At 67.3% G+C, this 23680-nt stretch carries 20 protein-coding genes and 3 pseudogenes; 5 read left to right on the forward strand and 18 right to left on the reverse strand.

Translation table 11 applies throughout. The features are described from left to right. Positions 1-2 precede the first annotated feature (2 nt). From ACPEE0_RS12605 to truB, 10 genes and pseudogenes are all read right to left on the reverse strand, one after another. Positions 3-410, reverse strand: a complete 408-nt coding sequence (locus ACPEE0_RS12605; RefSeq protein WP_424574579.1) for a DUF1579 domain-containing protein — start codon at positions 408-410, stop codon at positions 3-5. Positions 411-782: 372 nt separating this feature from the next. Beyond that, the gene (locus ACPEE0_RS12610; RefSeq protein WP_407709346.1) at positions 783-2126 is read right to left on the reverse strand and encodes a M16 family metallopeptidase; all 1344 of its coding nucleotides are present in this window, start codon (positions 2124-2126) and stop codon (positions 783-785) included. Between the two features lie 112 nt (positions 2127-2238). Beyond that, a complete protein-coding gene (locus tag ACPEE0_RS12615; RefSeq protein ID WP_133350171.1) occupies positions 2239-4497 on the reverse strand; it encodes a polyribonucleotide nucleotidyltransferase in 2259 nt (752 codons plus the stop codon). Positions 4498-4736: 239 nt separating this feature from the next. Next, positions 4737-5006 (reverse strand): 30S ribosomal protein S15, encoded by a 270-nt coding sequence (gene rpsO / locus ACPEE0_RS12620; RefSeq protein WP_009372966.1) that lies wholly within the window; start codon positions 5004-5006, stop codon positions 4737-4739. A gap of 182 nt (positions 5007-5188) precedes the next feature. After that, a pseudogene (locus ACPEE0_RS12625) lies at positions 5189-6447 on the reverse strand (kynureninase). Then, positions 6444-7298, reverse strand: coding sequence for a tryptophan 2,3-dioxygenase (gene kynA / locus ACPEE0_RS12630; RefSeq protein WP_424574580.1), 855 nt, complete (start codon positions 7296-7298; stop codon positions 6444-6446). The pseudogene ACPEE0_RS12625 and the gene kynA overlap by 4 nt, the downstream one beginning before the upstream one ends. Before the next feature lie 110 nt (positions 7299-7408). Continuing rightward, complete coding sequence (locus ACPEE0_RS12635; RefSeq protein WP_424574581.1) at positions 7409-8392, reverse strand: bifunctional riboflavin kinase/FAD synthetase; 984 nt, start codon at positions 8390-8392, stop codon at positions 7409-7411. Between the two features lie 78 nt (positions 8393-8470). Further along, a complete protein-coding gene (locus ACPEE0_RS12640) occupies positions 8471-8944 on the reverse strand; it encodes a hypothetical protein (protein WP_009372969.1) in 474 nt (157 codons plus the stop codon). A 19-nt stretch (positions 8945-8963) separates the two neighbouring features. Continuing rightward, positions 8964-9317, reverse strand: coding sequence for a hypothetical protein (locus ACPEE0_RS12645; RefSeq protein WP_133349922.1), 354 nt, complete (start codon positions 9315-9317; stop codon positions 8964-8966). A gap of 1 nt (position 9318) precedes the next feature. After that, entirely contained in the window at positions 9319-10257 is a 939-nt protein-coding gene (gene truB, locus ACPEE0_RS12650; RefSeq protein WP_083875120.1) for a tRNA pseudouridine(55) synthase TruB, read from the reverse strand. Positions 10258-10322: 65 nt separating this feature from the next. On the opposite strand from truB, the pseudogene ACPEE0_RS12655 reads away from it, so the two are divergent. Then, positions 10323-11471: pseudogene (locus tag ACPEE0_RS12655) on the forward strand (pyridoxal phosphate-dependent aminotransferase); the annotation flags it as partial. A gap of 100 nt (positions 11472-11571) precedes the next feature. Here the strand turns inward: ACPEE0_RS12655 and trxA are convergent. Together trxA and ACPEE0_RS12665 are read right to left on the reverse strand one after the other, a co-directional pair. After that, complete coding sequence (gene trxA, locus ACPEE0_RS12660; RefSeq protein ID WP_009372973.1) at positions 11572-12009, reverse strand: thioredoxin; 438 nt, start codon at positions 12007-12009, stop codon at positions 11572-11574. 2 nt (positions 12010-12011) lie between these two features. Beyond that, entirely contained in the window at positions 12012-12497 is a 486-nt protein-coding gene (locus tag ACPEE0_RS12665; RefSeq protein ID WP_424574582.1) for a nucleoside deaminase, read from the reverse strand. A gap of 181 nt (positions 12498-12678) precedes the next feature. Between ACPEE0_RS12665 and ACPEE0_RS12670 the strand changes: the two genes are divergently transcribed. Further along, positions 12679-13833 carry a ScyD/ScyE family protein gene (locus ACPEE0_RS12670; RefSeq protein ID WP_424574583.1) on the forward strand — a complete coding sequence of 385 codons (1155 nt, stop codon included), beginning with the start codon at positions 12679-12681 and terminating at the stop codon, positions 13831-13833. Between the two features lie 87 nt (positions 13834-13920). Here the strand turns inward: ACPEE0_RS12670 and rbfA are convergent, their stop codons facing one another. From rbfA to rimP, 5 genes and pseudogenes are all read right to left on the reverse strand, one after another. Next, the gene (gene rbfA, locus ACPEE0_RS12675; protein WP_424574584.1) at positions 13921-14430 is read right to left on the reverse strand and encodes a 30S ribosome-binding factor RbfA; all 510 of its coding nucleotides are present in this window, start codon (positions 14428-14430) and stop codon (positions 13921-13923) included. 238 nt (positions 14431-14668) lie between these two features. After that, positions 14669-17561: pseudogene (gene infB / locus ACPEE0_RS12680) on the reverse strand (translation initiation factor IF-2). A gap of 152 nt (positions 17562-17713) precedes the next feature. Beyond that, positions 17714-18076, reverse strand: a complete 363-nt coding sequence (locus ACPEE0_RS12685) for a YlxR family protein (protein WP_133349936.1) — start codon at positions 18074-18076, stop codon at positions 17714-17716. 164 nt (positions 18077-18240) lie between these two features. Further along, the gene (gene nusA, locus ACPEE0_RS12690; protein ID WP_009357847.1) at positions 18241-19221 is read right to left on the reverse strand and encodes a transcription termination factor NusA; all 981 of its coding nucleotides are present in this window, start codon (positions 19219-19221) and stop codon (positions 18241-18243) included. Further along, positions 19221-19838, reverse strand: coding sequence for a ribosome maturation factor RimP (rimP, locus tag ACPEE0_RS12695; RefSeq protein ID WP_009357848.1), 618 nt, complete (start codon positions 19836-19838; stop codon positions 19221-19223). Before rimP ends, nusA begins: the two co-directional genes overlap by 1 nt. A 106-nt stretch (positions 19839-19944) precedes the next feature. On the opposite strand from rimP, the gene ACPEE0_RS12700 reads away from it, so the two are divergent. The 3 genes from ACPEE0_RS12700 (at position 19945) to ACPEE0_RS12710 (ending at position 22224) form a co-directional block, all read left to right on the forward strand. Then, entirely contained in the window at positions 19945-20202 is a 258-nt protein-coding gene (locus tag ACPEE0_RS12700) for a hypothetical protein (protein ID WP_424574585.1), read from the forward strand. Continuing rightward, positions 20199-21113 carry a DUF4439 domain-containing protein gene (locus ACPEE0_RS12705; protein WP_424574586.1) on the forward strand — a complete coding sequence of 305 codons (915 nt, stop codon included), beginning with the start codon at positions 20199-20201 and terminating at the stop codon, positions 21111-21113. The genes ACPEE0_RS12700 and ACPEE0_RS12705 overlap by 4 nt, the downstream gene beginning before the upstream one ends. Positions 21114-21183: 70 nt before the next feature. After that, positions 21184-22224 (forward strand): aminoglycoside phosphotransferase family protein, encoded by a 1041-nt coding sequence (locus tag ACPEE0_RS12710; protein ID WP_424574587.1) that lies wholly within the window; start codon positions 21184-21186, stop codon positions 22222-22224. A 2-nt stretch (positions 22225-22226) separates the two neighbouring features. Here the strand turns inward: ACPEE0_RS12710 and ACPEE0_RS12715 are convergent, their stop codons facing one another. Next, positions 22227-23618, reverse strand: a complete 1392-nt coding sequence (locus ACPEE0_RS12715) for a pyridoxal phosphate-dependent decarboxylase family protein (RefSeq protein ID WP_424574588.1) — start codon at positions 23616-23618, stop codon at positions 22227-22229. Positions 23619-23680: the final 62 nt, after the last annotated feature.

Consider the following 23680-nt stretch of genomic DNA (forward strand, 5'->3'; position numbering starts at 1 on the left):
CGTCAGGCCCGCATGAACGCTGAGGTCATGAACGGGGTGTAAGCCGATCCTGTGCCATCAGCGCCGGCATTTTCGGCGCTCCCGCCGGACTGCGTCCTGGAAGGCGCACGCGACCGAAGCTCCGTCACATGGATCAGCACATCGCCGTCGAGGCGCACGGAGTGGCGGGTCCAGCCGGCACTGCCATGGCGCTCGACCCGAAGGACGCCACCTCGCCAGGTGCAGCGGTCTGGAACCCCCGGCACCGGGTCCGTGGTGTCGGCGTGGTACCAGAGAACATCGGGGTGGTCGGGATCAACCGTGAACATTCCGTGGCCTTCGAAGTGCGTCCCGTCCGGCTCACGGTGGCTGTAGGTTTGCACAACGCCGAAGCCACTGGCCACCCGCCGGTAGGTGACTTCAGCCTCCACGGTACGCTCCGGCCCCAGGGGCCGGCAGCCAGGCGCGTGCTCCCCCGCCAGTGGCCGAGGAGACCGCGCAGGGCAGGGTGGTCAGCGGGATGGACACCAGAAGGAGGGACCCCGACGGCCTCCCGGGCATCGGCATAGCTGCCGGCGGCACTGATGTCAGCAGGGTTGATGCCAGCAGCGTTGATCTCGGCAGGATTGATCTCGGCAGGGTTGATGCCGGCAGGGTTGAAGCCGCCGGAATCGTCACGGCCGATGTTGTCCGTACCCGGCAGGGGTCCGTCCACGCCCCTCACCCCTCACCGCAAGGCGTCAGCCCTCTGCCGACGTCGAATGCGCCCATCCTATGCCCGGGCCCGAATGTGGCGGCAGGGGTCAGAGCCCGAAGGTTTCCGTCTCCTCGAAGGGGCCGACAACTGTCACGGTCCGCGGTGCGGCGGCAAGTTCGGCTGCAAGGTCCTGGACCTGCTCGGCGGTGACGGCCTTGATGAGGCGAAGGGTTTCGTCAATGTCCTGGTATTCCCCGGAAACCAGTTCGGCGCGGCCCAGCCGGGACATCCGTGAACCGGTGTCCTCCAGGGCCAGGACAATGCCGCCGCCCAGCTGTCCTACCGCCTTGCGGAGCTCCTCGTCGGAGATGCCGTGTTCGGCGAGCTTGTCCAGCTCGACACCCAGCAGGTCCAGCACCTGCCGGACCTTCGACGGGGTGCACCCGGCGTACATGCCGAAATAGCCGGCATCGGCGTAGGAGGAAGCGAAGGAGTACGTGGAGTACACCAGTCCCCTCTTCTCCCGGATCTCCTGGAAGAGCCGGGAGGACATGCCCCCGCCCAGCACAGCGTTGAGGACGCTCATGACGTAGCGGCGCTCGTCCGTGGCAACAATGGTGGGGCAGCCCATGATGATGTTGGCCTGCTCTACGGCGCGCTTGACCACATGCAGCCCCGCGGTGCCTGTGATGAGCGAGGGCTCCGTGGAGCGCCGCTTGACCGGTGAAGCGTTGGACTCCAGGGACCACCCGGCCGATTCCAGTGCGCTGATGACGAGGTCGCACACCACGTCATGCTCCAGGCCACCCGCAGCCGTGATCACCAGTTCGTCCGGCCGGTAGTAGCGTCGGTAGTGCTCCCACACAGAGTCACGGGCCACAGCCTTGATCGCGGCAGGCGTTCCGCCGATGGGACGGCCCAAGGGGTGGCTGCCGAGAACGGCGGCCACAAAGTGCTCGTGGGCCACGTCCGTGGGATCGTCGCTGTCCATCGCGATCTCTTCGAGGATGACGTCCCGTTCCTGCTCCATCTCGGTGGGATCGATGACCGCACCGGTGATCATGTCCGCGATCACGTCGATGGCCATAGGCAGGTCCGTATCGAGCACCCGGGCAAAGTAGCAGGTGCTTTCCTTGGCGGTGGCGGCGTTTGATTCCCCGCCCACCTCGTCAAATGCTGACGCGATCTCCAGGGCAGTGCGGCGTTTGGTTCCCTTGAACAGCAGGTGCTCAAGGAAGTGGGTGGACCCGTGCTGGCCCGGGGCCTCGTCCCGGGAACCGACGCCCACCCAGAAACCGATCGTGGCTGACCGCTGCCCCGGCATGGCCTCCGTCAGCACCCGCACTCCACCGGGCAGCACGGAACGCCGGACTTCGGAGCCGCCGTCGGAACCGTGGACCAGGGTATTGCCGGGGTGGTTCTGCTCAAGAGGCAGGGGTACAACAGTCATTGAGGCCTTTCAAGACGGGCAGCCGGATCTGGCTGCCATCGTAACAGCGGCGGGGCCGGTGGATCATCCACCGGCCCCGCCGATTCATTGCTTCTGCCGGAAACCGGAGCTGTTAGACGTCAGCGCCTTCAGCAGGTTCGGTGGTGTGGGCGCGCTCGGTCTCAGCCGCACCTTCTTCCTCGGCCACCACGGGGGCGAGCGACAGCTTTCCGCGGTCGTCGATCTTCGTGATTTCCACCTGGACCTTCTGGCCGACGGACACGACGTCATCCACGTTGTCCACGCGCTTGCCGTTGGCCAGCTTGCGGAGTTCGGAGATGTGCAGGAGGCCGTCCTTGCCCGGGGTCAGCGAAACGAACGCGCCGAAGGTGGTGGTCTTGACGACCGTACCCAGGTAGCGCTCACCGATCTCGGGGACCTGCGGGTTGGCGATGGCGTTGATGGCGGAACGTGCTGCCTCGGCAGACGGGCCGTCGGTGGCGCCGATGTAGACCGTGCCGTCGTCCTCGATGGAGATGTCGGCGCCGGTGTCTTCCTGGATCTGGTTGATCATCTTGCCCTTGGGGCCAATGACCTCACCGATCTTGTCCACGGGGATCTTCACGGCGATGACGCGCGGTGCGAACTCGGAGAGCTCGTCCGGGGTGTCGATCGCCGAGTTGATGACCTCGAGGATGTGCAGGCGTGCTTCGCGGGCCTGCTTCAGGGCTGCTGCCAGCACCGAAGCGGGGATGCCGTCGAGCTTGGTGTCCAGCTGGATGGCCGTGACGAACTCTGCGGTACCGGCGACCTTGAAGTCCATGTCACCGAAGGCATCTTCGGCGCCGAGGATGTCTGTCAGGGCTGCGTAGCGGGTCTGGCCGTCCACCTGGTCGGAAACCAGGCCCATGGCGATACCTGCGACGGCGGCCTTCAGGGGCACACCGGCGTTCAGCATGGACAGGGTGGAGGCGCAGACGGAACCCATCGACGTCGAACCGTTGGAACCGAGGGCCTCGGATACCTGGCGGATGGCGTACGGGAACTCCTCGCGCGACGGCAGGACCGGCACCAGGGCGCGTTCCGCCAGGGCACCGTGGCCGATTTCGCGGCGCTTGGGCGAGCCCACGCGGCCGGTTTCACCGGTGGAGTACGGCGGGAAGTTGTAGTTGTGCATGTAGCGCTTGGTCTTCACCGGCGACAGCGAGTCGATCTGCTGCTCCATCTTGAGCATGTTCAGCGTGGTGACACCCATGATCTGGGTTTCGCCGCGCTCGAAGATAGCAGAGCCGTGGACGCGGGGCAGGACCTCAACCTCAGCGGTGAGCTGGCGGATGTCGGTCAGGCCGCGGCCGTCGATGCGGATCTGGTCCTTGAGGATGCGCTGGCGCACCACGTGCTTGGTGACCGAGCGGAATGCTGCGGACAGTTCCTTCTCGCGGCCCTCGAACTGGCCGGCAAGGTTGGCCAGCACTTCGTCCTTGAGGGCGTCGGCGGCGTTCTCGCGCTCCTGCTTGTCAGCGATCTGGAAGACAGCGGTCAGCTTCTCGCTGGCTGCGGACTCCACGGCGGCGTAGGCGTCGTCCTCGTAGTCGAGGAAGACAGGGAATTCGACCGTTGGCTTGGCAGCACGGGCGGCGAGGTCGGCCTGGGCGTCGCAGAGAGCCTTGATGAACGGCTTGGCAGCCTCGAGGCCCTCGGAAACAACCTCTTCGGTGGGGGCGGTGGCGCCCTGTTCCTTGATGAGGGTCCAGGAGTTGTCCGTGGCTTCGGCTTCGACCATCATGATGGCGACGTCGTCACCGGCAACGCGGCCGGCAACCACCATGTTGAACACGGAGTTTTCCAGCTGTGAGTGCTTCGGGAAGGCAACCCACTGGGAGCCGTTTTCGTCGGCGACCAGGGCAACGCGGACGCCGCCGATGGGGCCGGAGAAGGGCAGGCCGGACAGCTGGGTGGACATCGAGGAGGCGTTGATGGCCACCACGTCGTACAGCTCGTCGGGGTTGATTGCCAGGACGGTGACCACGATCTGGACCTCGTTGCGCAGGCCCTTGATGAAGGCGGGGCGCAGCGGGCGGTCCATCAGGCGGCAGGCCAGGATGGCCTCGGTGGACGGGCGGCCTTCACGGCGGAAGAACGAGCCAGGGATGCGTCCGGCGGCGTACATGCGCTCTTCGACGTCAACCGTCAGCGGGAAGAAGTCAAAGCCTTCGCGCGGGTGCTTGCCGGCGGTGGTGGCGGACAGCAGGGCGGTGTCCTCGTCGATGTACACCATGGCTGCGCCGGCTGCCTGCTTGGCGAGGCGGCCGGTTTCGAACCGGACCACGCGCTTGCCGAAGCGGCCGTTGTCGATGATTGCTTCTGAGAACTGGATTTCGGGACCCTCCAAGAGAGTCACCTCCGTTTCTGTTTACGGAAGTCCAGCCGCATCAACCTGGCCAGCATCTGTCTACTGGCCCTGCACCCGGTCATCGATCGAGACCCACGGGCCGGGACTTCAGTCGCTGAAGCCTTCCCGGGGATCACTACCGAGGACCGCGAATGCGTGATGCGGTTGATCCTCCTGTTTAGTTTTGATTGAAGAAGGCGGCCCGTCCCGTCCTGGAAAGGGCCGCCCCCGAAGTCTGACTAGCGGCGCAGGCCGAGGCGCTCGATGAGCGAACGGTAGCGGGCGATGTCGGTCTTCTTGAGGTAGCTCAGCATGCGCTTGCGGCGACCCACCATGGCCAGCAGGCCGCGCTGGGTGTGGAAGTCGTGCTTGTGCTCCTTCATGTGCTCAGTCAGATCCTTGATCCGCTGGGTCAGGACAGCAACCTGGACCTCCGGTGAACCGGTGTCGCCTTCTGCGGTTGCGTATTCCTTGATGATGGACTGCTTTACAGCGGCGTCAAGTGCCACATTAACTCCTATGAAATGTGCCGTGAGGGCCCGGTCAGAAAATCACTGCCGGGTCTGCCGCTGCGGCCTGGCCCCGGAAAACCGGGAAGGTCCGAACACGACAGGAACCAGCCGCCACGGACTGCAGCCGGATCCATCGTCAAGTTTACCGGCCCGGGCCTAACCTGTCGAAACAGTCGGTGTTAATCCCGCAGCCGGTCCCGGATGGCCCTCATTCCCTGCAGCACCTCCTGGAAGCTGGTGCTCAGGGGTGAGAGGCCTACGCGGATGCCGCGGGGCGAGCGAAAGTCGGGGATCACGTCGTCATCCCACAGCGACGCCACGGTGGCCTTGGTGAACCCGGGGTGGTCCACGGTAATGTGGCTGCCCCGCTCCCCCGGACTGCGCGGGGTGGCCAGTTCGGCGCCCAGCGGTGCCAGCCACGCGTCGAAGATTTCGACGGCGAACGCCGTCAGCTTCTCCGACTTCGCCCGGATGGCAGCCATGGACGCTTCCTCGATCAGGTCCAGCGTTCCCCGCATGGCAAGCATCCCGAGGATGGCGGGGGTGCCGCTCAGGAAGCCCCGGATGCCTGCCGCCGGCTCATACCCCTTGGCCATCTCGAACGCGTCCTTCCGGCCCATCCAGCCCCAGATGGGCTGGTTCAGCGAGGCCAGGTGCCGCTGGTTGACGTAGGCGAACGCCGGCGACCCCGGGCCGCCGTTCAGGTACTTGTACGTGCAGCCCGCGGCGAAGTCCACGCCGGCGCCGTCGAGGTCGATCTCCACCGACCCGCGGAGTGGCAAAGATCCCACACCACCAGGGCGCCGGCGTCGTGCACGGCGGCGGTAATGGCAGGCAGGTCGGCAAGGTGGCCCGAGCGGTAGGCGATCTGGCTGAGAAGGACGACGGCGGTGCGCGGGCCGGTCGCTTCGCGCACCTGGTCAGCGGTCACCCCGGCGGCGGGATCGGCCTCGATCCAGCGGAGCGTCAGGCCCTCTTCAAGCGCGATGCCTTCCACGAGGTAGCGGTCCGTGGGGAAGTTCTCGGTGTCCAGGACCAGTTCGTTCCGGTCCGGGTCAGCCACCGCGGCCAGGGCGGCCCGGATCAGTTTGTAGAGGACCACCGTGGTGGAGTCCGCGATGATCGTTTGTCCCGGCGCAGCACCCAGGACGGCCCGGCCCAGCTGGTCACCGATGGCCTGTGGCAAGTCCAGCCATTCCTCATCCCATGCGCGGATCAGGCGCCCGCCCCAGCCCTCGCGGATGAAGGCTGCAATGTCCTCGGGCGTCCTCTTCAGCGGGCGGCCCAGGGAGTTGCCGTCCAGGTAGGACAGCGGGGTATCGGTGCCGATGAAGTGGTCACGGTAGTGGGCCAGCGGGTCCTGGCGGTCAAGTTCTTCGGCGCGCTGCTGCAGGGCCACGCCTTCCTCTTCCACCAGGGGCTGCTGCTGTGTGGTCATTGGCCGATCTCCGTCCTGACTGCGAATAACTCCGGGAAGAAAGTGAGCTCGAGGGCTTTTTGCAGGAAGGCGGCGCCGCTGGACCCACCCGTTCCGGCCTTCATGCCGATGGTCCGCTGCACCGTCCGCAGGTGGCGGAACCGCCACAGCTGGAAATTGTCTTCCAGGTCAACCAGTTCCTCGCACGCCTCGTACGCGCTCCAGTTGTCTGCCGCGTGTTCGTAGATGTGCTTGAACAGCGGCACCAGTTCCGGGGTGAACTCGTGGGCGCGGCTGACGTCGCGGTCCAGGACCGAGGCAGGGACGTCGAAGCCGTGCCTGGACAGGTAGGCGAGGAATTCGTCGTAGATGCTGGGCGCCGCGAGGAGTTCGGACAGCATGGCGTGCGCCTCGGGATCGGATTCGAACACCGGAAGCATCTTGCGGTTCTTGTTGCCCAGGACGAATTCCACGGCACGGTACTGGGCGGACTGGAAGCCGGAGGAGTTGCCCAGGAATCCGCGGAACTGGGAGTACTCGGTGGGTGTCAGGGTGGCCAGCACGGACCACTGTTCGGTGAGGGTCTTCTGGATATGTTTGACCCGGGCGATGCCCTTGAGCGCCGAACCCAGGTCATCGTTACGGAGCCAGGCGGCGGCACTCCGCAACTCATGCAACACCAGCTTCAGCCACAGCTCCGTGGTCTGGTGCTGGATGATGAACAGCATTTCGTCATGGTGCTCGGGCTTGCTCACCGGCTGCTGGGCACTGAGCAGGGTGGGCAGCTGGAGGTAGGAGGCGTAGCTCATCCGGGAACTGAAGTCGCGGACGATGCCTTTATCCAGCTTGCGGGTGTTCTTTTCGACGGACACGTACTGCCTTTCCTTGCTGACCCGGCAGCGTCCCGCCGGGGCTGGTGGATCGGATCGGCTGCAGCGCCCCGTTCTGGCCAGCGCCTGGCCAGCGTCTGGTCAGGGTCTGGTCAGCGTTTGACCAGGAGGTCGTGGGCCTGGACCACGTCCAGCTTCATCTGGTCCACCAGTGCTTCAGGCCCACGATAGGCCACCATGCCGCGAAGGCGCGCCACGAATTCCACGACTACTGTCTGGCCGTACAGATCGAAGTCCTCAACGGCCTCCTTGGGCCTGTCGATGACGTGGGCCTCCACCTGGCGGCTGACGCCGTCGAACGTTGGATTGGAACCCACCGAGATGGCAGCCGGCCAGCGCTTGCCGGCCTGGTCCACAAGCCAGCCCGCGTAGATGCCGTCGGCAGGAATGAGGCCGCTGGCGTTGGAGGCGAGGTTGGCGGTGGGGAAACCCAGGGCCCGCCCGCGGGCGGCACCATGCACCACTTCGCCGCGCATCCGGTGCCACCGGCCCAGCACGGCAGCCGCCGTGGCGACGTCGCCCTCCTGGAGCGCTTCACGCACCCAGGTGGACGAGCAGCGGCGGTCCGCGCCGTCGTCGTCATGCAGGGGGTAGCCCTCGGAGCCGAACTCGCTGATCACCTGGACCTCGAAGCCGAACTTTTCACCCAGGGCCTTCATGGTGTCCAGGTCCCCGGAATTGCCGCGGCCGAAGCGGGCGTCGTGACCGATCACGACGTGGCTGGCGTGCAGGCAGTCCACCAGGTACTGCTCCACGAATTCCTCGGCAGTGAGGCTTGCCAGGTCCAGTGAAGACTTGACCACCAGGATGGCGTCCAGGCCCAGTTCGCCCAGTGCCTCCAGTTTGTCGTCCAGGCCCATGATCATCTCGGGGGCGGACTCCGGGCGGTGTACGAACGCAGGATGCGGGTCGAAGGTGACCGCCACGGCCTTGGACCGGGTGAGCCGCGCCGAGCGGATCAGCTGGGACAACACCTGCTGGTGCCCCCGGTGGACACCATCGAAGTTCCCGAAGGTGACAACAGAGGGTCCGAAGTCCGCCGGGACCTCGGACGGATCGTTCCAGATGTAGACCATCACCCTCGCCTTAGACTGCCTGCAGCATCAACATTCCGCAGCCGGACCGGCCGCGGAACTCTTCAAGGTTACCCGTATTCACCGTGCCCCTTTTCCCAGCGACTTTCCCTGCGACGGCCGGCGCCGGTACAGCCACACCAGCCCCAGGATCGGCAGCAGGAGCGGGATGAAGCCGTAACCGCGGCCGAACAGGGACCACACGGTCTCATGGGGGAACGCCACGGCGTCGAAGATGCTCAGCGCCCCCACCACCAGGACGCCCACGAGCTCCACCAGCACGGCGGCGACGGACACTTTGAACCAGGTGCTGCCGGCCTTGGCCAAGGAGATCGTGGCTATCACGTAGACCAAGGCGGCGAAGGCGGACAGCAGGTAGGCGAGCGGGGCCTCGGAGAACTTGGTGAGGATCTGGTAGCCGGCGCGGGCCGAGGCCGAAATGGCAAAGACGGCGTAGACAGCGATGAGGAGGCGTCCCGGGCCCGTGTTCCGGGTATTGCGGGGGGTGCCGGCGGGTGCGCTGCCCACCGCGGCCGGTGTGTGCTGGTCATTCACGTTGCGTGCTTCTTCCACTTCAGTACCAGATCTGGTTCATGCGGGCGGCCATCACCAGGGCCGTCACGCCGACGGCGGCAAGGACGAAGTTGCTCCACCGCGTCCGTTCCAGGATGGACCAGTAGACGGCTGCCGGGGGCAGGAGCATGGCCGTGGCAAGGTAGCCCCAGAATTCCCACGCCTCGCCCGCGATGGGTTCCCCTGCGATGACCCGGACGATCGAACCCACAAGGTAGACCACCAGGGCCAGTTCCACGGCGGCCACCGAGAGAATGGTGACGTCGTTGGGTGCCTTCTTCATGATGCCCGCCACCAGGCAGATGGCGGTGGACAGCAGGCCGACTGCCAGGATGATCCAGAAATACGCGTCCACCCTAGGCCTCCCCGGCTGCCGCGGCGGCGGGTGCGCCGTTGCCCGGTGCGAACACCAGGACCGGTTTTGCGTAACTGCCGGCGTCAGCGAGCAGTGCCACCAGACTTCCGTCGGGGGCGAAAGCGGCGGCGGGATGGTCCGGGGTGGCGGCCGAGGGGCTTCCCGGTTCCGCCCCGGCCGCAATGCGGCGGCCGAACGAGATTTCCGTGGTTTCCTCGGCACTCAGCTCGCGGTTGGGCATGAGCGCGCGGGCCGCCTGGGACATTTCCAGGACGTTGAGCTCCTCGGCGAGCTGGTCGAGCGTGCGGGCCTGGTCCAGTGAGTACGGGCCCACATGGGTCCGGCGGAGGGCGGTGAGGTGCCCGCCCACGCCCAAGGCATTCCCCAGGTCCCGTGCCAGGGCACGGATGTAGGTTCCGGACGAGCACTCCACGGTCACGTCAAGGTCCAGCGCGCCGGCTCCGGCATCACGGCGGATGCCGTGGACCTCGAAGCGGTGGATGGTGACGGGCCGGGCCGCGAGCTTCACGTCCTCGCCGGAGCGGACCCGGGCGTACGCGCGCTCGCCATTGACCTTGATGGCGCTGACGCTGCTGGGCACCTGCAGGATGTCGCCCGTCAGTGCGGCGACGCCGTCGTGGATTGCCTGGTCGCTGACACCCTCGGTGCCGGCGGTGGCGGTAACCTCGCCCTCGGCGTCGTCCGTCACTGTCGACTGGCCCAGGCGGATGGTGGCGGTGTAGGTCTTGGACGTGCCCACAATGTAGGTCAGCAGGCGCGTGGCCTTGTTGATGCCGACCACCAGGACGCCGGTGGCCATCGGATCAAGGGTTCCCGCGTGCCCCACTTTCCGGGTCCCTGCGAGGCGCCGCATCCGGCCAACCACATCATGGCTGGTCCATCCCTGCGGCTTGTCCACTATCACCAGTCCAGAAAGCACGCCTACCAGTATATCGGCGCAGGTTGGGGCCCCGGTGCAGGGCGGCGGCGGCTAGGATGGCAGGCATGCCCGAGCTTGCCGCCCATGTCCGCGACGTGCCCGTCAACCAGATCCGCGAGATCACCGAGGCGGCGTGGCGCACCCCGGGAGCACTGGTCCTGAGCATCGGGGAGCCTGGCTTCCCGCTCCCCCGCCACGTGCTGGATGCGGGCATGGCGTGCCTGGACCGCGATGAAACGAACTACACCCCCAATGCAGGCATTCCCGGGCTGCGGGAGGCCTTCGCCGCCAGGTTCCGGGAACAGCAGGGCGTGGATGTGGGAGCCGACCGGGTGTACGTCGTGGCCGGGGCACAGCAGGGCCTGCACCTGGCCATGAGCCTGCTGCTCTCCCCCGGCGATGAGATCCTGATCCCCAACCCGGGCTACCCCACCTTCGCGATGACCGCCCGGCTCCTGAACGCCGAACCCGTGGGGTATCCGCTGTACCCCGGGCATGGCTTCCAGCCCCGGACGGAGGATATCGAGGCGCTCATCACGGACCGGACGCGGGTGCTGGTGCTGAACTCACCGTCCAACCCGCTCGGTGCCGTCCTGGGCCGGGACCTTACCCGCGAGCTCATGGAGCTCGCCCGCAGGCACGACCTCTGGGTCATCTCGGACGAATGCTACGAGGCGTTCACCTACGACGTGCCGCACATCAGCCCGGCAAGGTTCGACGGCGGGACGCGCGGCGAAGCGCGGGTGTTCACCTCCCTGACACTGTCCAAGACCTACGGGCTCACGGGCCTCCGGATCGGGGCGCTGGTGTGTCCGCCGGAGTTGAAGCAGCAGATGGACAATGTGATGGAATCCATCGTCTCCTGCGTGGCGGCACCGCCCCAGTACGCCGCACTCGCTGCCCTGACCGGCCCGCAGGACTATGTGCAGCACGCCTCCCGGCACTACCGGGAGAACCGCGACGCCGCCTCCGCAGTCCTTGACGCCAAGGGCATCCCGTACCTCCAGGCCCAGGGCGCCTTCTACCTGTGGGCGGATCTGTCGCACGCCAGTGGCGGCGACGTGCGCGGATGGGTTCGCCGGTTCCTGGCGGACGCCGGTGTTGCCCTGGCCCCCGGCACTGCCTTTGGGTCGATCGGCGAAGGCTGGGTCCGCATCGCGCTGTGCGGGCAGAAACAGGACCTGCTGGAGGGACTGTCACGCCTGCCGGCAAGGACCGGCCTGAATAACGTCTCCGACCGCTTACCTGGCCGCGGGCCCGCCTACCGGGCCACATCCGCTTCCAGGGCCGCGTCCGCTTACTGGGCTGCGCTGATTACCGGGCTGCGCCGCCCAGGGCCCCGTCCAGCCAGGAGCGCAGCACCTGTGCGGGCGCCGCCCCCGCCTGCCGGGCGGCCACCTTTCCGTCCACCAGCACCATCAGGGTGGGGATCGCCTGCACGTCGAACCGCCGCGACAGGCCGGGCGCCTTGTCCACATCGACTTTGACCAGCTTGATCCGGCCGGGCCGTTCGCGGGCCAGTTTGTCCAGGACCGGACTCACCATGCGGCAGGGCCCGCACCAGTCCGCCCAGAAGTCAACCAGCACGGGTACGGGTGACCGTTCAGCCACGGCGGCGAAGTCAGCGTCCCCGGCGTTGACGATCCAGGGCAGCCCGGCCTTGCAGTTGCCGCAGCGCGGCGTCCCGGCTGCCTGCGCCGGAATCCGGTTGGTCTTGCCACAGGAGGGGCAGGCGATGAGCGTTGGCTCCATGCCTAATACTCCGTCTTGCCCTCGAAGGCGTCCCACGCCTTGAAGGGGGCGGCCGACGTCGGAATGTCGTCGCGGGTGACCGGCAACAGTTCGGGGCGGGTGCCGCTGAAGTAGTCGTAGAACAAGGCATCGTCGAAGCCGGCGGCGGCGGCTCCATGCCGGTCCGCGGCAAAGTGGACCCGGTCAATCCGCGCCCACAATGCAGAGGCGAGGCAGAGCGGGCACGGCTCGCAGCTGGCGTAGAGCACCGCGCCGTGGAGGTCGAAGTTGGCAGTTGCCGTAGCGGCGGCGCGGATGGCCACCACCTCCGCATGGGCGGTGGGATCGTTGTCCCGGGTGACCCGGTTGACGCCTTCATGCACGCGCCCGTCCGCCGTCACCACCAGCGCGCCGAACGGTCCGCCGCCCTCGGCAACGTTCCGGACGGCCAATTCGACGGCCTGCTCAAGGTAGCGCGCGGCCTCAAGGTGCTCAGTTGCCTGGGTCATAGCTCGATCCTAGCCACCGCATCCCGGTTAGGGGATGAAATAGGGGGCGCATTAGGGGGAAAGTCCCGACGACATCTGCGCAGCACAGGAATAGTCTGGCGCCCTGGGCGTCAGCTGTACTGCCTCCCTGCGGGGCACCCTCATCCCGGCCCGCCGCAAGCCACCAGTCCCGGAGTACCCAATGAAGAGAAAACTCGCTTTGATCGCATCCCTGGCGGTGGCGGCCGTCATCATCCCGGCCGCCGCATCTTCAGCGTCCGGCGGGGACCACCACGGCTGGCCGTACGAGGAAGTGGCCGGCGGCCTGGTCTCTCCCCTGCACCTGGCCGTCGGCACCGGTAAATCGCTGTATGTGACCCAGGACTTTGCAGCGACACTTAGCCGGATCGGCAGGGACGGCGACGTCGAGGACATCTACGCCAAGGGCGTTGAAGGCTGGGACGTCGCAGGCGTCGAAACGCGGGGCGCCACCACGTTCTTCCTGGAAAGCACCGGCGCGGGCCTCGGTGAGCCCGCCAAGCTGGAGGGCTACCTGAAGGCCATTGGTCCGGGAGGAGACGTGCGGACCATCGCGGACCTCGCGGAGTATGAACGCAAGTACAACCCGGACGGCAACCAAAAGTACGGGTTCGCGTCTGGCACGGGCGCTGCCTGCCTTGCCGAAACCACGCCGCCCGACGGTGAGGGCGGCCCGCCGCCCCAGTACAAGGGAGTGGTGGACTCCCATCCGTACGCCACCGCAGTCCAGGGCAATACGGCCTACGTGGCGGACGCCGGGATGAATGCCATCCTCAGGGTCAACATCCGTACCGGCGAGATCTCGACGCTGGCCGTCCTGCCGCCCCGGCCTTTCACGATTCCTGCCGAGGCCGCCAAGGAATTGATGGCGCCCAGCTGCGCCGGCTTCACCTACGCCTTCGAGTTCGTCCCGACTGACGTCGAGATAGGCCCCGACGGCTGGCTGTACGTGACGTCCCTGCCCGGTGGACCTGAAAGCGAAGCCCTCGGCCACCGCGGCGCGATCTTCAAGGTCAACCCGTGGACCGGAGCAACCAGGCTCTGGGTGGACTACATCCTCAGCCCCACCGGACTGGCTGTTGCCAACACGGGCGACGTTTATGTTGCATCATTGTTCGGCAACGAGATCCTGAAGTTCCACGCCTGGAAGGGACACCGCACCCAATTCCTGAAAGTGAACCAGCCCGCCGACGTCGAAATCCAGGGCCGGACGCTCTACGCCACGATTGATGCACTGCCAGGGCCTCCAGCAGGACCAGGTGCGGCACCCCCTGCGGGGCCTCCGGCCGGAAAGGTCATCAAGGCCGATATCAGGTAGGCACCGCACAGGAGGCGAACACAGGTTTCTGGGAAGCAGAAGGCCCGGACTGCATTCGCGGTCCGGGCCTTCTGCTGACCTTCTGGGCTACTTGTTGCCGTCTTCGTCGAACTCGTCGGTGTCGTTGAGGTCGAGGTCCTCTTCGTCGAAATCGTCTTCGTCGATCTCCACGTCAGGTGTCGCATCGCTCTTGTAGGGATCGGCGTCGCCGGCGTGCTTGGCCTTGGCAGCCAGGGCGGCCACCTCGGCGTCGCGCTTCTTCGCTTCCCGCAGCAGTTCCTCAAGGTTGGAGGCGTTCACGGGAATCTGGTCGGCCACGAATTCGAGCGTGGGAGTCAGCCGCGCAGTGATGTTGCGGCCCACCTCCTGCCGCAGCACACCCTTGGCCTTCTCCAGCCCCTTGGCAGCATCAGACTGCAGAGCCTGGTCCCCAAAGACGGTGTAGTAGACGGTGGCATGCTGCAGATCATTGGTCACGCGGGCATCGGTAACAGTAATCCCCTCAAGCCGAGGATCCTTAACCTTCCGGCTCAGGGCCTCAGCAACAACAACCTTAATCCGCTGCGCCATCTTGGCAGCACGTGCCGGATCAGCCATGTTCAACTCCTATAAAAGAAAATTTGGGTCGTACGACGGCGGCGCGGAGGCTGCCAGCGCACGTTTCAGTTCTGCACCACGCACCCAGACGGGCCAACGACGATGCCGGAGAATTTTGGGGGCGCCCGGGAGTGGCATCGGGCCTACCGGAGCTGGGCGGCAAAGGATCGCAAGATCCTTTGCCGCCCAGCGCGGCGGGGCGCCCCCAAAACTCGGAGGCGTCCCGCCGCGGGACAGACTAGACGCGCGGCTTTTCGCGCATCTCGAAGGTCTCGATGATGTCGCCTTCAACGATGTCGTTGTACGAGCCAAGGCCGATACCACACTCGAAGTCGGTGCGGACCTCGGTGGCGTCATCCTTGAAGCGCTTGAGCGTCTCAATGGTGAGGTTGTCACCGATGACCTTGCCGTCGCGGCTGATGCGTGCCTTGGTGTTACGGCGGATGATGCCGCTGCGGACGATCGAGCCTGCGATGTTTCCGAACTTGGAGGAGCGGAAGACTTCGCGGACTTCGGCGGTGCCCAGCTGGAATTCTTCGTATTCCGGCTTGAGCATGCCCTTGAGCGCCATCTCGATGTCATCGATTGCTGCGTAGATGACCGAGTAGAAGCGCATGTCCACGCCTTCGCGGTCTGCCAGTTCGGCAACCCGCTCGGCCGGCTTGACGTTGAAGCCGATGATGACGGCGGAGTCGACCGTTGCCAGGTTGACGTCGTTCTGCGTGATGGCACCCACACCGCGGTGGATGACGCGCAGCTGCACGCCTTCGCCGACGTCGATCTTGAGCAGGGCGTCTTCGAGGGCTTCCACGGCACCGGACACGTCACCCTTGAGGATGAGGTTGAGGGTGTCGATCTTGCCGTCGGCCACTGCCTGGTCGAAGTCTTCCAGGCTGATGCGCTTGCGGCGCTTGGCGAGCTGGGCATTGCGCTCAGCGGCTTCACGCTTTTCGGCGATCTGGCGGGCGGTCCGTTCGTCGGTGGTGACCAGGAAGCTGTCACCGGCGCGCGGCACGTTGGACAGGCCGAGGACCTGGACCGGACGTGACGGCAGCGCGACGTCGAGGGCTTCGCCGTCTTCGTCGAACATGGCGCGGACGCGGCCGTGGGCCGTACCGGCCACGATCGTGTCGCCGACCGCCAGGGTACCGGACTGCACCAGCACGGTGGCCACAGCACCCCGGCCCTTGTCCAGGTTGGCTTCGATGGCGATACCGCGGGCGGCCTTGTCCGGGTTGGCCCGGAGGTCCAGCGCGGCGTCGGCCGTCAGCAGCACAGCGTCGATCAGTTCGTCGATGTTCAGGTTCTGGCGGGCAGAGACCTCAACGAACATGGTGTCGCCACCGTATTCTTCCGGAACCAGGCCGTACTCGGTCAGCTGGCCCTTGACCTTGTCAGGGTTGGCGCCTTCCTTGTCGATCTTGTTCACGGCCACGACGATCGGCACGTTGGCCGCCTGGGCGTGGTCGAGTGCTTCAACGGTCTGCGGCATAACGCCGTCGTCCGCTGCCACCACCAGGATGGCGATGTCGGTGACCTTGGCACCACGGGCACGCATGGCGGTGAACGCCTCGTGACCGGGGGTGTCAATGAAGGTGATGTCGCGCAGCGTGCCCTCATGCTCATGGCTGATCTGGTAGGCACCGATGTGCTGGGTGATGCCGCCGTGCTCGCCGGCCACGACGTCCGAGTTGCGGATGGCATCCAGCAACCGGGTCTTACCGTGGTCAACGTGGCCCATGACGGTGACGACCGGAGCGCGCGGCTCGAGTTCGTCGTCGCCTTCGGCTTCGAGTTCGGCTTCCACGTCGATGTCGAAGGTGGAGAGCAGCTCGCGCTCCTCGTCCTCCGGCGACACGACCTGCAGCTTGTAGCCCAGTTCCTCGCCCAGCAGTGCGAAGGTGTCCTCGTCCAGCGACTGGGTGGCGGTTGCCATTTCACCGAGGTGGAACAGCACGGTCACCAGCGCGGCGGGGTTTGCCTCGATCTTGTCGGCGAAGTCCGTGATGGACGAGCCGCGGCGCAGGCGGATGACGGTGTTGCCGTCGCCGCGGGGTACGCTCACGCCACCCAGCGACGGTGCGCTCATCTGCTCAAGTTCCTGGCGCTTTGCGCGCTTCGACTTGCGCTGCTTGCCACGGCCTGCGCCGCCCTTGCCGAAGGCACCCTGGGTGCCGCCGCGGCCGCGACCGCCCTTGCCGAAGCCACCGCCGGCGGGAGCACCGCCGCCGCCACCGGGACCACCGGTTCCGGGTGCGCCGCCCGGGCGACCGGGACCGCGGCCGCCGCCGCCGGGACGGCCTGCACCTGCGGGGGCGGGACGCTCAGTGCGGTTGGGCATCATGCCGGGAGTAGGCCGCGGACCACCGGGGCGGGGTGCACCGGGACGGGACCGCCGGCACCGGCTGCGGGACGGGGCCCACCTGCACCGGCCGCTGGACGCGGACCACCGGGACGGGGACCACCGGCACCGGCCGCGGGACGCGGACCACCGGGACGGTCGCCGTCGGTGCGGCCGCCACCCGGGCGGGGCATGCCCTGGGACGTGGCAAACGGGTTGTTGCCCGGACGGGGAGCGCGGTCACCGTCGCCGCCACGGCCGCGGGGCATGCCCTGCGAGGTGGCGAACGGGTTGTTGCCGGGACGGGACCGCCCGGGCGCGGCGCGTTCGAGCCGGGAGCGGAGCCACCCGGGCGGGCGGCGGGGGTGTCAGCCTTGGGGGCCGGACGGGCACCGGGCTTGGCGCCGGTGGAGGGTGCCGCGGGAGCAGCCGGAGCGCTGGCGGCAGGTGCCGGCGGCGCGCTGGGAGCCGGAGCCGACGGGGCAGCTGCCTGGACGGGGGCTGCGGGTGCCGGAGCCTTGGGTGCGGGAGCTTTGGGAGCTGCCGGGCCCGGAGCCGGGGTTGACGGACGTGCTTCCGCGGCGGGAGCAGGTGCCTTGGGGGCAGCTGCGGGTGCTGCGCTCTTGGCGGCAGCATCGGGGAAGGCGTTGCGCAGCTTGCGCACGACGGGGGCCTCAATGGTGGATGAGGCGGAGCGAACGAATTCGCCCAGTTCCTGCAGTTTTGTCACTGCATCTTTGGAAGTAATACCGAGCTCTTTCGCGAGCTCGTGTACGCGGACCTTGGCCACATTTCTCCTGTCTCGGTCCGCACCGAGCCAGGCACGAACCGTCTACTTCTTACTGCGGGCCCCAGCCGCGAATGCTGCAGAAGGGCCCATTGCAGAGCGCAACAAAGTTGTCATCGTTACGCACTCATCGCTGGGAACTCATCGGGTTTCCATCAGATTTCTGACCCGCTTTCAGGTTGGACGGTTGGTGTCGCAGCCGCCGTGGCGCCTGTGACGATCGGACCTGACGTGATCCGGCGTTCCACGGCTTCGGTTCCGGTTGCTCCCCGAAGGGCGCGTCCGAACGCTCGCCGCTTTACTGCCAGAGCCAGGCACGATTCGCTGGGATGCAGCCATGCACCCCGGCCAGCCATCCGGCGTCGTTCATCCACCAGGACAGCGGTTGATCCGCTGCCTTCGGCGACGAGCCGGAGTAACTCAGACCGCGGCCCCTTCTTCCGGCAACCGATGCAGGTGCGTTCCGGTTGACTCCCGCTGGTACGTACTTCTGCCACGGCAATCGTCCTGACGTTCATATCTGCAGGCCACGCGCGGGCACCTCCCCATCCGGGGAAGGGCACACACAAGGCACACGGTTACCGGCCGTAAGGCGCGGTCCTGATCTATTCTAGCCCCTCCGGGGCCTTCCGCCCGAACTGCGGGCCGGCTCCGGCGTGGGAGGATCCGGCCGGGCAGCGGGTCAGCTTTCCTTGGCCGTTGCGGCGTCGGAGACGATATCGATCCGCCAGCCGGTGAGCTTCGCAGCCAGGCGGGCGTTCTGGCCCTCCTTGCCGATGGCGAGCGACAGCTGGTAGTCGGGGACCACCACGCGTGCCGACCGGGTGGCCTCATCCGTGATGGTGACAGAATTCACACGCGACGGCGACAGGGCGCTGGCGATGAAGGTGGCGGGGTTCTCGCTGAAGTCGACGATGTCGATCTTTTCGTCGTTGAGTTCGTTCATGACGGCGCGGACCCGGGAACCCATTTCACCAATGCAGGCGCCCTTGGCGTTGATCCCGGGAGCGTTCGCCTTCACCGCAATCTTGGTGCGGTGGCCGGCTTCGCGGGCGAGTGCCACGATCTCCACGGAACGGTCGGCGATCTCCGGAACTTCCAGTTCGAAGAGCTTCCGGACAAGCCCCGGGTGGGAGCGGGACAGCGTGACGGACGGGCCCTTGGAGCCGCGGTGGACGTCGATAACCAAGGCGCGGAGCCGGTTGCCGTGGATGTACTTCTCCCCCGGAACCTGCTCGGGCGGCGGAAGCAGTGCTTCCACCGAACCCAGGTTGACCTGGATCATGTGCGGGTTGTTGCCCTGCTGGATGGTGCCGGCAACCAGCTCGCCCTCGCGGCCCTTGAATTCGCCCAGCACGTTGTCGTCCTCAACGTCGCGCAGGCGCTGGAGGATGATCTGCCGGGCGGTGCTGGCGGCGATGCGCCCGAAACCCTCCGGCGTGTGCTCGAACTCGCCGATGGGCGCGCCGTCGTCGTCAATCTCCACGGCCCAGATGGTCACGTGGCCGCTCTTCCGGTCCAGCTCGGCACGGGCCTTTTCAAAGGCGCCGGGAGACTTGTGGTAGGCCACCAGGAGCGCCTGCTCGATGGTGGGGATCAGGAGGTCCAGCGGGATTTCACGCTCACGCTCCAGAAGTCTCAGTGCGCTCATGTCAATATCCATCAGGCCTCCTCAGAAGGTCCATTGTGTTCAGGTTCCAGACCGCCCTCATTGAGGTGGCTGAATTCGATCTCGACTTTTCCGCTGCGGATCCTGTCGAAAGGAAGTTTGATGGGGTCGCCCTGCTTGGGCTTCATGCCCTTCTTGACGGCGATCTCCGGCACGAGTGTCACGCCGGCGTCGTCCACCGACTGGATACGGCCGGTGACGTTGTCGCCCTGGATGACGTTCACCGTGACCATCCGGCCCCTGGCCCGGTGCCAGTGGCGGGGTTCGGTCAGGGGACGTCCGACGCCGGGCGAGGATACTTCGAGGTCATAGGGGCGGCTGTCCGTGGCGGGGTCGTTGTCCAGGACATCGGAGAGAACCCTGGAAATGTCCGCGATGACGTCGAGGCTTACGCCGCCCGATTCCTCCTGCGGCAGGTCCACCACAACGTGGACCACCCGGTGGGACCCGGCAACGTTGATTTCCACGTCCTCGAGGTACAGCCTGTTGGCCAGGACCGAGGGTTCGAGGAGGGCTCTCAGCCGGGCAGCTTCCGGATTGTGTGCCGCTGCGGTCCCAGTCCTGCCCGTTCCGGTGTGGTCTGGTGAAGCCGTGGCTTCTGCATTGCTCACGATGCCGGCCGCCTCCCTATAGATGATGTGGTGTGTACTAGCGTAGCTATTTTACCGGCAGAACGGTGCACGGCGATCCCCCTCAGCCGTGGCACCATGGTCTGTTGTGAACGACGACAACCAGGAAAACCGCCCGCGGATGCGCTATTTCCGGTACGCCGTCCTCTCCCTGGCAGCATTACTCGTCCTGAGCCTGGGATTCGCCCTGATTCCCGCGGATCCGCCGGAACCGCCCGCTCCCCGTTCACCGAGCAGGCCCGCGCGGCCGCCCTTGCGGACACCCTTGAACTCCGAGCCGCGGGACTTCAGCTTGCCGGCGGGACAGCCGACGGCGGTGCTGCCGCCGGCCTGGACCGGGTTGTGACCTTGCTGACCATCCAGGCGCGCGCCCTCCTGCTGCCGGAGGCCGCTGCGGCGTCGACCGCCCCGTCGCCAGCCACCGCCACCCCCACGACCCCTGCTCCTGCTCCTGCCTCGATGACAGCGGCCGGATTGGCCACAGCCCTGGCCGCCAGCGGTACGGAGCGGCTCCGGGACGCGGCAGCGGCCGACGGCGGGATGGCCCGCCTGCTGGCAGGGGCAGGCACAGCCCAGGTCCTGGCCGCCCAAGAGCTCGCCGCGGCAGCCGGCAGCCCCGATGCCGTCGCCGCTGCAGGCCGGGCTGTGCCAGGTGGCACCCCCAATGTCTCTGAAGCAGCGTCAACGGCACCGGCCGCGGATCCGGGCGCCACTGCACCTGCAACACCAGGATCACCTGCGGCCTGCCCCTTGGTCCCTTCAAGGCAGGCTGCAGTCAGTGAAAAGGCACAGTCCGGGGAGCAGGTTCCACCTCCTGGGCCGGCGGCGCCGGGCAGCGCCCTGGCGGCCCTGGCCGCCGCTGAGCTGGAGGCGGTCTACGGCTACCAGGCGGCTCTGGCGCGACTGCCCGAGGATGCCGCCGGGCCGGCGTCGGAATTCCTGCGCCGGCACCAGGACCTGGTGGAGGATGCCGAAGCCGCCAGCCGCCTGCACTGCGCCGTTCCGCCGCCGCAGGAGCCGGGCTACGTCCTGGAGCCCGGGTTTCTCGCTGCCCCCGCCGCCGGACTGGCGCAACTGGAGGCTGCAACCCTTCCCGCCTATGGAGACGTGGTGGCACTGACGGACGGCTCCGCCCGCACCTGGGCTATAGCGGGGCTGCAGGCGGCCGCGGAGCGGACAGTTCACTGGGGCGGGGACCCTGGCGCTGTTCCCGGAACACTCCTGGACGAGGCCCGGCTGCCTCTGTTGCCGGAGTAGAAACAGGATTTCCGGCTGCCCCGCCCTGTCCGGGCCGGAAGTCCCGCCCCGGGCGCCTAGGCTGGACCTGATGAATCCGCCAGCAGCCGTAGTACCCATCCCGCCGGACCTGACCGCCCGATACAGCCGCAGCAGTTCCGGACGCGCCTGGCTTGCCTCGCTGCCGGACCTGATCCAGGGCCGGCTGGAGCAATGGTGCCTCGAAGCGGACCTCCCCGCCGGCAGCGTCCCCTGGAACGGGCACGGCGGCGTGGTGGTACCGGTACGGCAGGCAGATGGCTCCCCGGCGGCCCTCAAGATTGCCTTCCCGCACGATGAAGCCAGGGTCGAACGGCACGCGCTGGAGCTGTGGCAGGGGCAGGGGGCAGTAGCCCTCCTCGAAGCGGATGCGGGCACGTGCGCCATGCTCCTGGAGCGGCTGGAGGCCGGCAGCTCGCTTGCCACCGTGCCCTTTGATGCGGCGGCCGAGGTGTGGGGCGGGCTGGTGCGGCAGCTGAGCCTCAGCCCGGACCAGCGGCCGCAGTGGCGGGAGTTCGACCACATTGCCGCCCGCGCCGAGCAGTGGAGCGATGACCTGCCTGCCGACTGGGAGCAGCTGGGCCGCCCGTTCCCCCGCTGGCTGCTGGAAGCCGCGCTGGAGGTCTGCCAGACCCGGGGTGCGGTGGGACGGCGGTCCGGACGGGATGCCCTGGTTCATACTGACCTGCATTTCCTCAACGTCCTGGCCAGGCCGGGCAGGACGGACGAACGGCCGACGGCGGCAGGCTACGCAGCCATCGACCCCCAGCCCATGATCGGCGAACCCGAATATGCCGTGGCACCGCTGCTGTGGAACCGGATCAGCGAACTGCCGGCCGGTGGGGCGGCCGAAGCACTGCGGCGCCGGTGCAGCGATTTCAGCGCTGCGGCGGCATTGGACGGCGAGGTGGCAAGGCAGTGGGCCGTCGCGCGGGAGGTTGCCAACGCGCTGGAGTATGCCGGGAAGCCAGGGCACCGGGGCGATCTGTCCCGTTCGCTCTGGGTGGCCAGTACGCTGGCTGGCCGGACTTTGCCGGACCTGCCGCCGGCGCAGGAACTCCCGGAACCGGGCGAGGCATTCGGCAACAGGTGAGCTCAGCCGCTGCGGACTGCGGCAAGAGCTGAGCCGACGGCCGCCACGGCGGTGCCGACGTCTTCTCCGGCCGTCTGCCAGTTGCTGACCGAGATCCGCAGGATGTCCCGGCCGTGCCAGCGGGACCCTGACATCCACACCCTGCCGTCATCGATGATGCGGGCCGTGACCGCGCGGGTGGTGTGGTCGTCGCCGAAGGCCACGCACACCTGGGTGTAGCCGACGTCGTTCAGCACCTCGACGCCATCAAGCACGGCCAGCCCGGCCGCGATGTCGGAGGCAGCCGCTGCCAACCCGTGAACCTGCGCTGCCACACCATCCCCGCCGAGGCTTTTCAGCGCAGCCCAGACCGGCACGCCCCGTGCCCGCCGGGAAAGCTCAGGCACTTTCTCGAACGGATCGCCGGGCCCTTCAGCGTCATGCACCAGGTAGCTCGCGTGCAGGCCCATGGCGGAGCGCAGCGCGGCTGCGTCCCGGACGATGGCGATCCCGCAATCGTAGGGCACGTTCAACGTCTTGTGCGCGTCCGTCGCCCAGGAGTCCGCTTCCCCGTATCCGCTGGTCAGGTGCCGCAGTCCGGGTGCTGCTGCCGCCCACAGCCCGAACGCACCATCGACATGGACCCAGGCTCCGTGCTTCCTTGCGACGGCGATCGCCTCGGGAAACGGATCGAAGGCGCCGGAGTGCACATTGCCGGCCTGCAGGCAGACCAGCGCCGGTCCCCCGCCTTCAGCCAGCGCCGCATCCAGCGCCGCAGGAATCAGGCGTCCCTCGCGGTCGGCCGCTACTGCCGTCGGCTGCCCCAGCCCCAGGTAGCGCAACCCGAGATCTACGGTTTCATGCCGTTCCCGGCCCACGTAGCAGCGGATGCGCGGAGCCCCGGCCAGCCCGTCGCGGTCCAGATCCCAGCCGGCGTCGGTGAGGAGCCGCCACCGGGCGGCCGCCATCCCTGTGAAGTTCGCCATCGTGGCGCCGGTGACGAATCCGACGTCGGACTCACGGGGCAGGCCCAGCAACTCCAGCAGCCAGGCGCCCGCGCTTTCCTCGATTGCCGCGGCGGCGGGGGTGGCGTAGCGGAAGCAGGCGTTCTGGTCCCAGGCGCTGACAAGCCAGTCCGAGGCAAGTGCTGCCGGCAGCGTGCCGCCGATGACCCAGCCGAAGAACCGGCCGGACGGCATGGCCATCAGCCCCGGTTCTGCGTTCCGGGCAAGGAAATCAATCACTTCTTCGGCCGGCATTCCCTGCCGCGGCAAGGGGCCCCCGAAGGCGGCACCAAGGTCGTGCGCCGTGCGGCTGGGGCCCACCGGGCGGTCGGCAAGGCTGTGCAGCCAGGCGGTGGAGTGGTGCACGGCCCTTGCCAGTGCACGGGAGTAGTCAGCATCACCCCGGGGCATACCTGCATGCTACGCCCGGCAACACCCTGCCACGAGGGGCCCGGAACCACTCCTGGGCGAGC

The sequence above is a fragment of the Arthrobacter sp. SD76 genome (assembly GCF_049726125.1).
In the GTDB taxonomy this organism is placed as follows: Bacteria; Actinomycetota; Actinomycetes; order Actinomycetales; family Micrococcaceae; genus Arthrobacter; species Arthrobacter nitrophenolicus.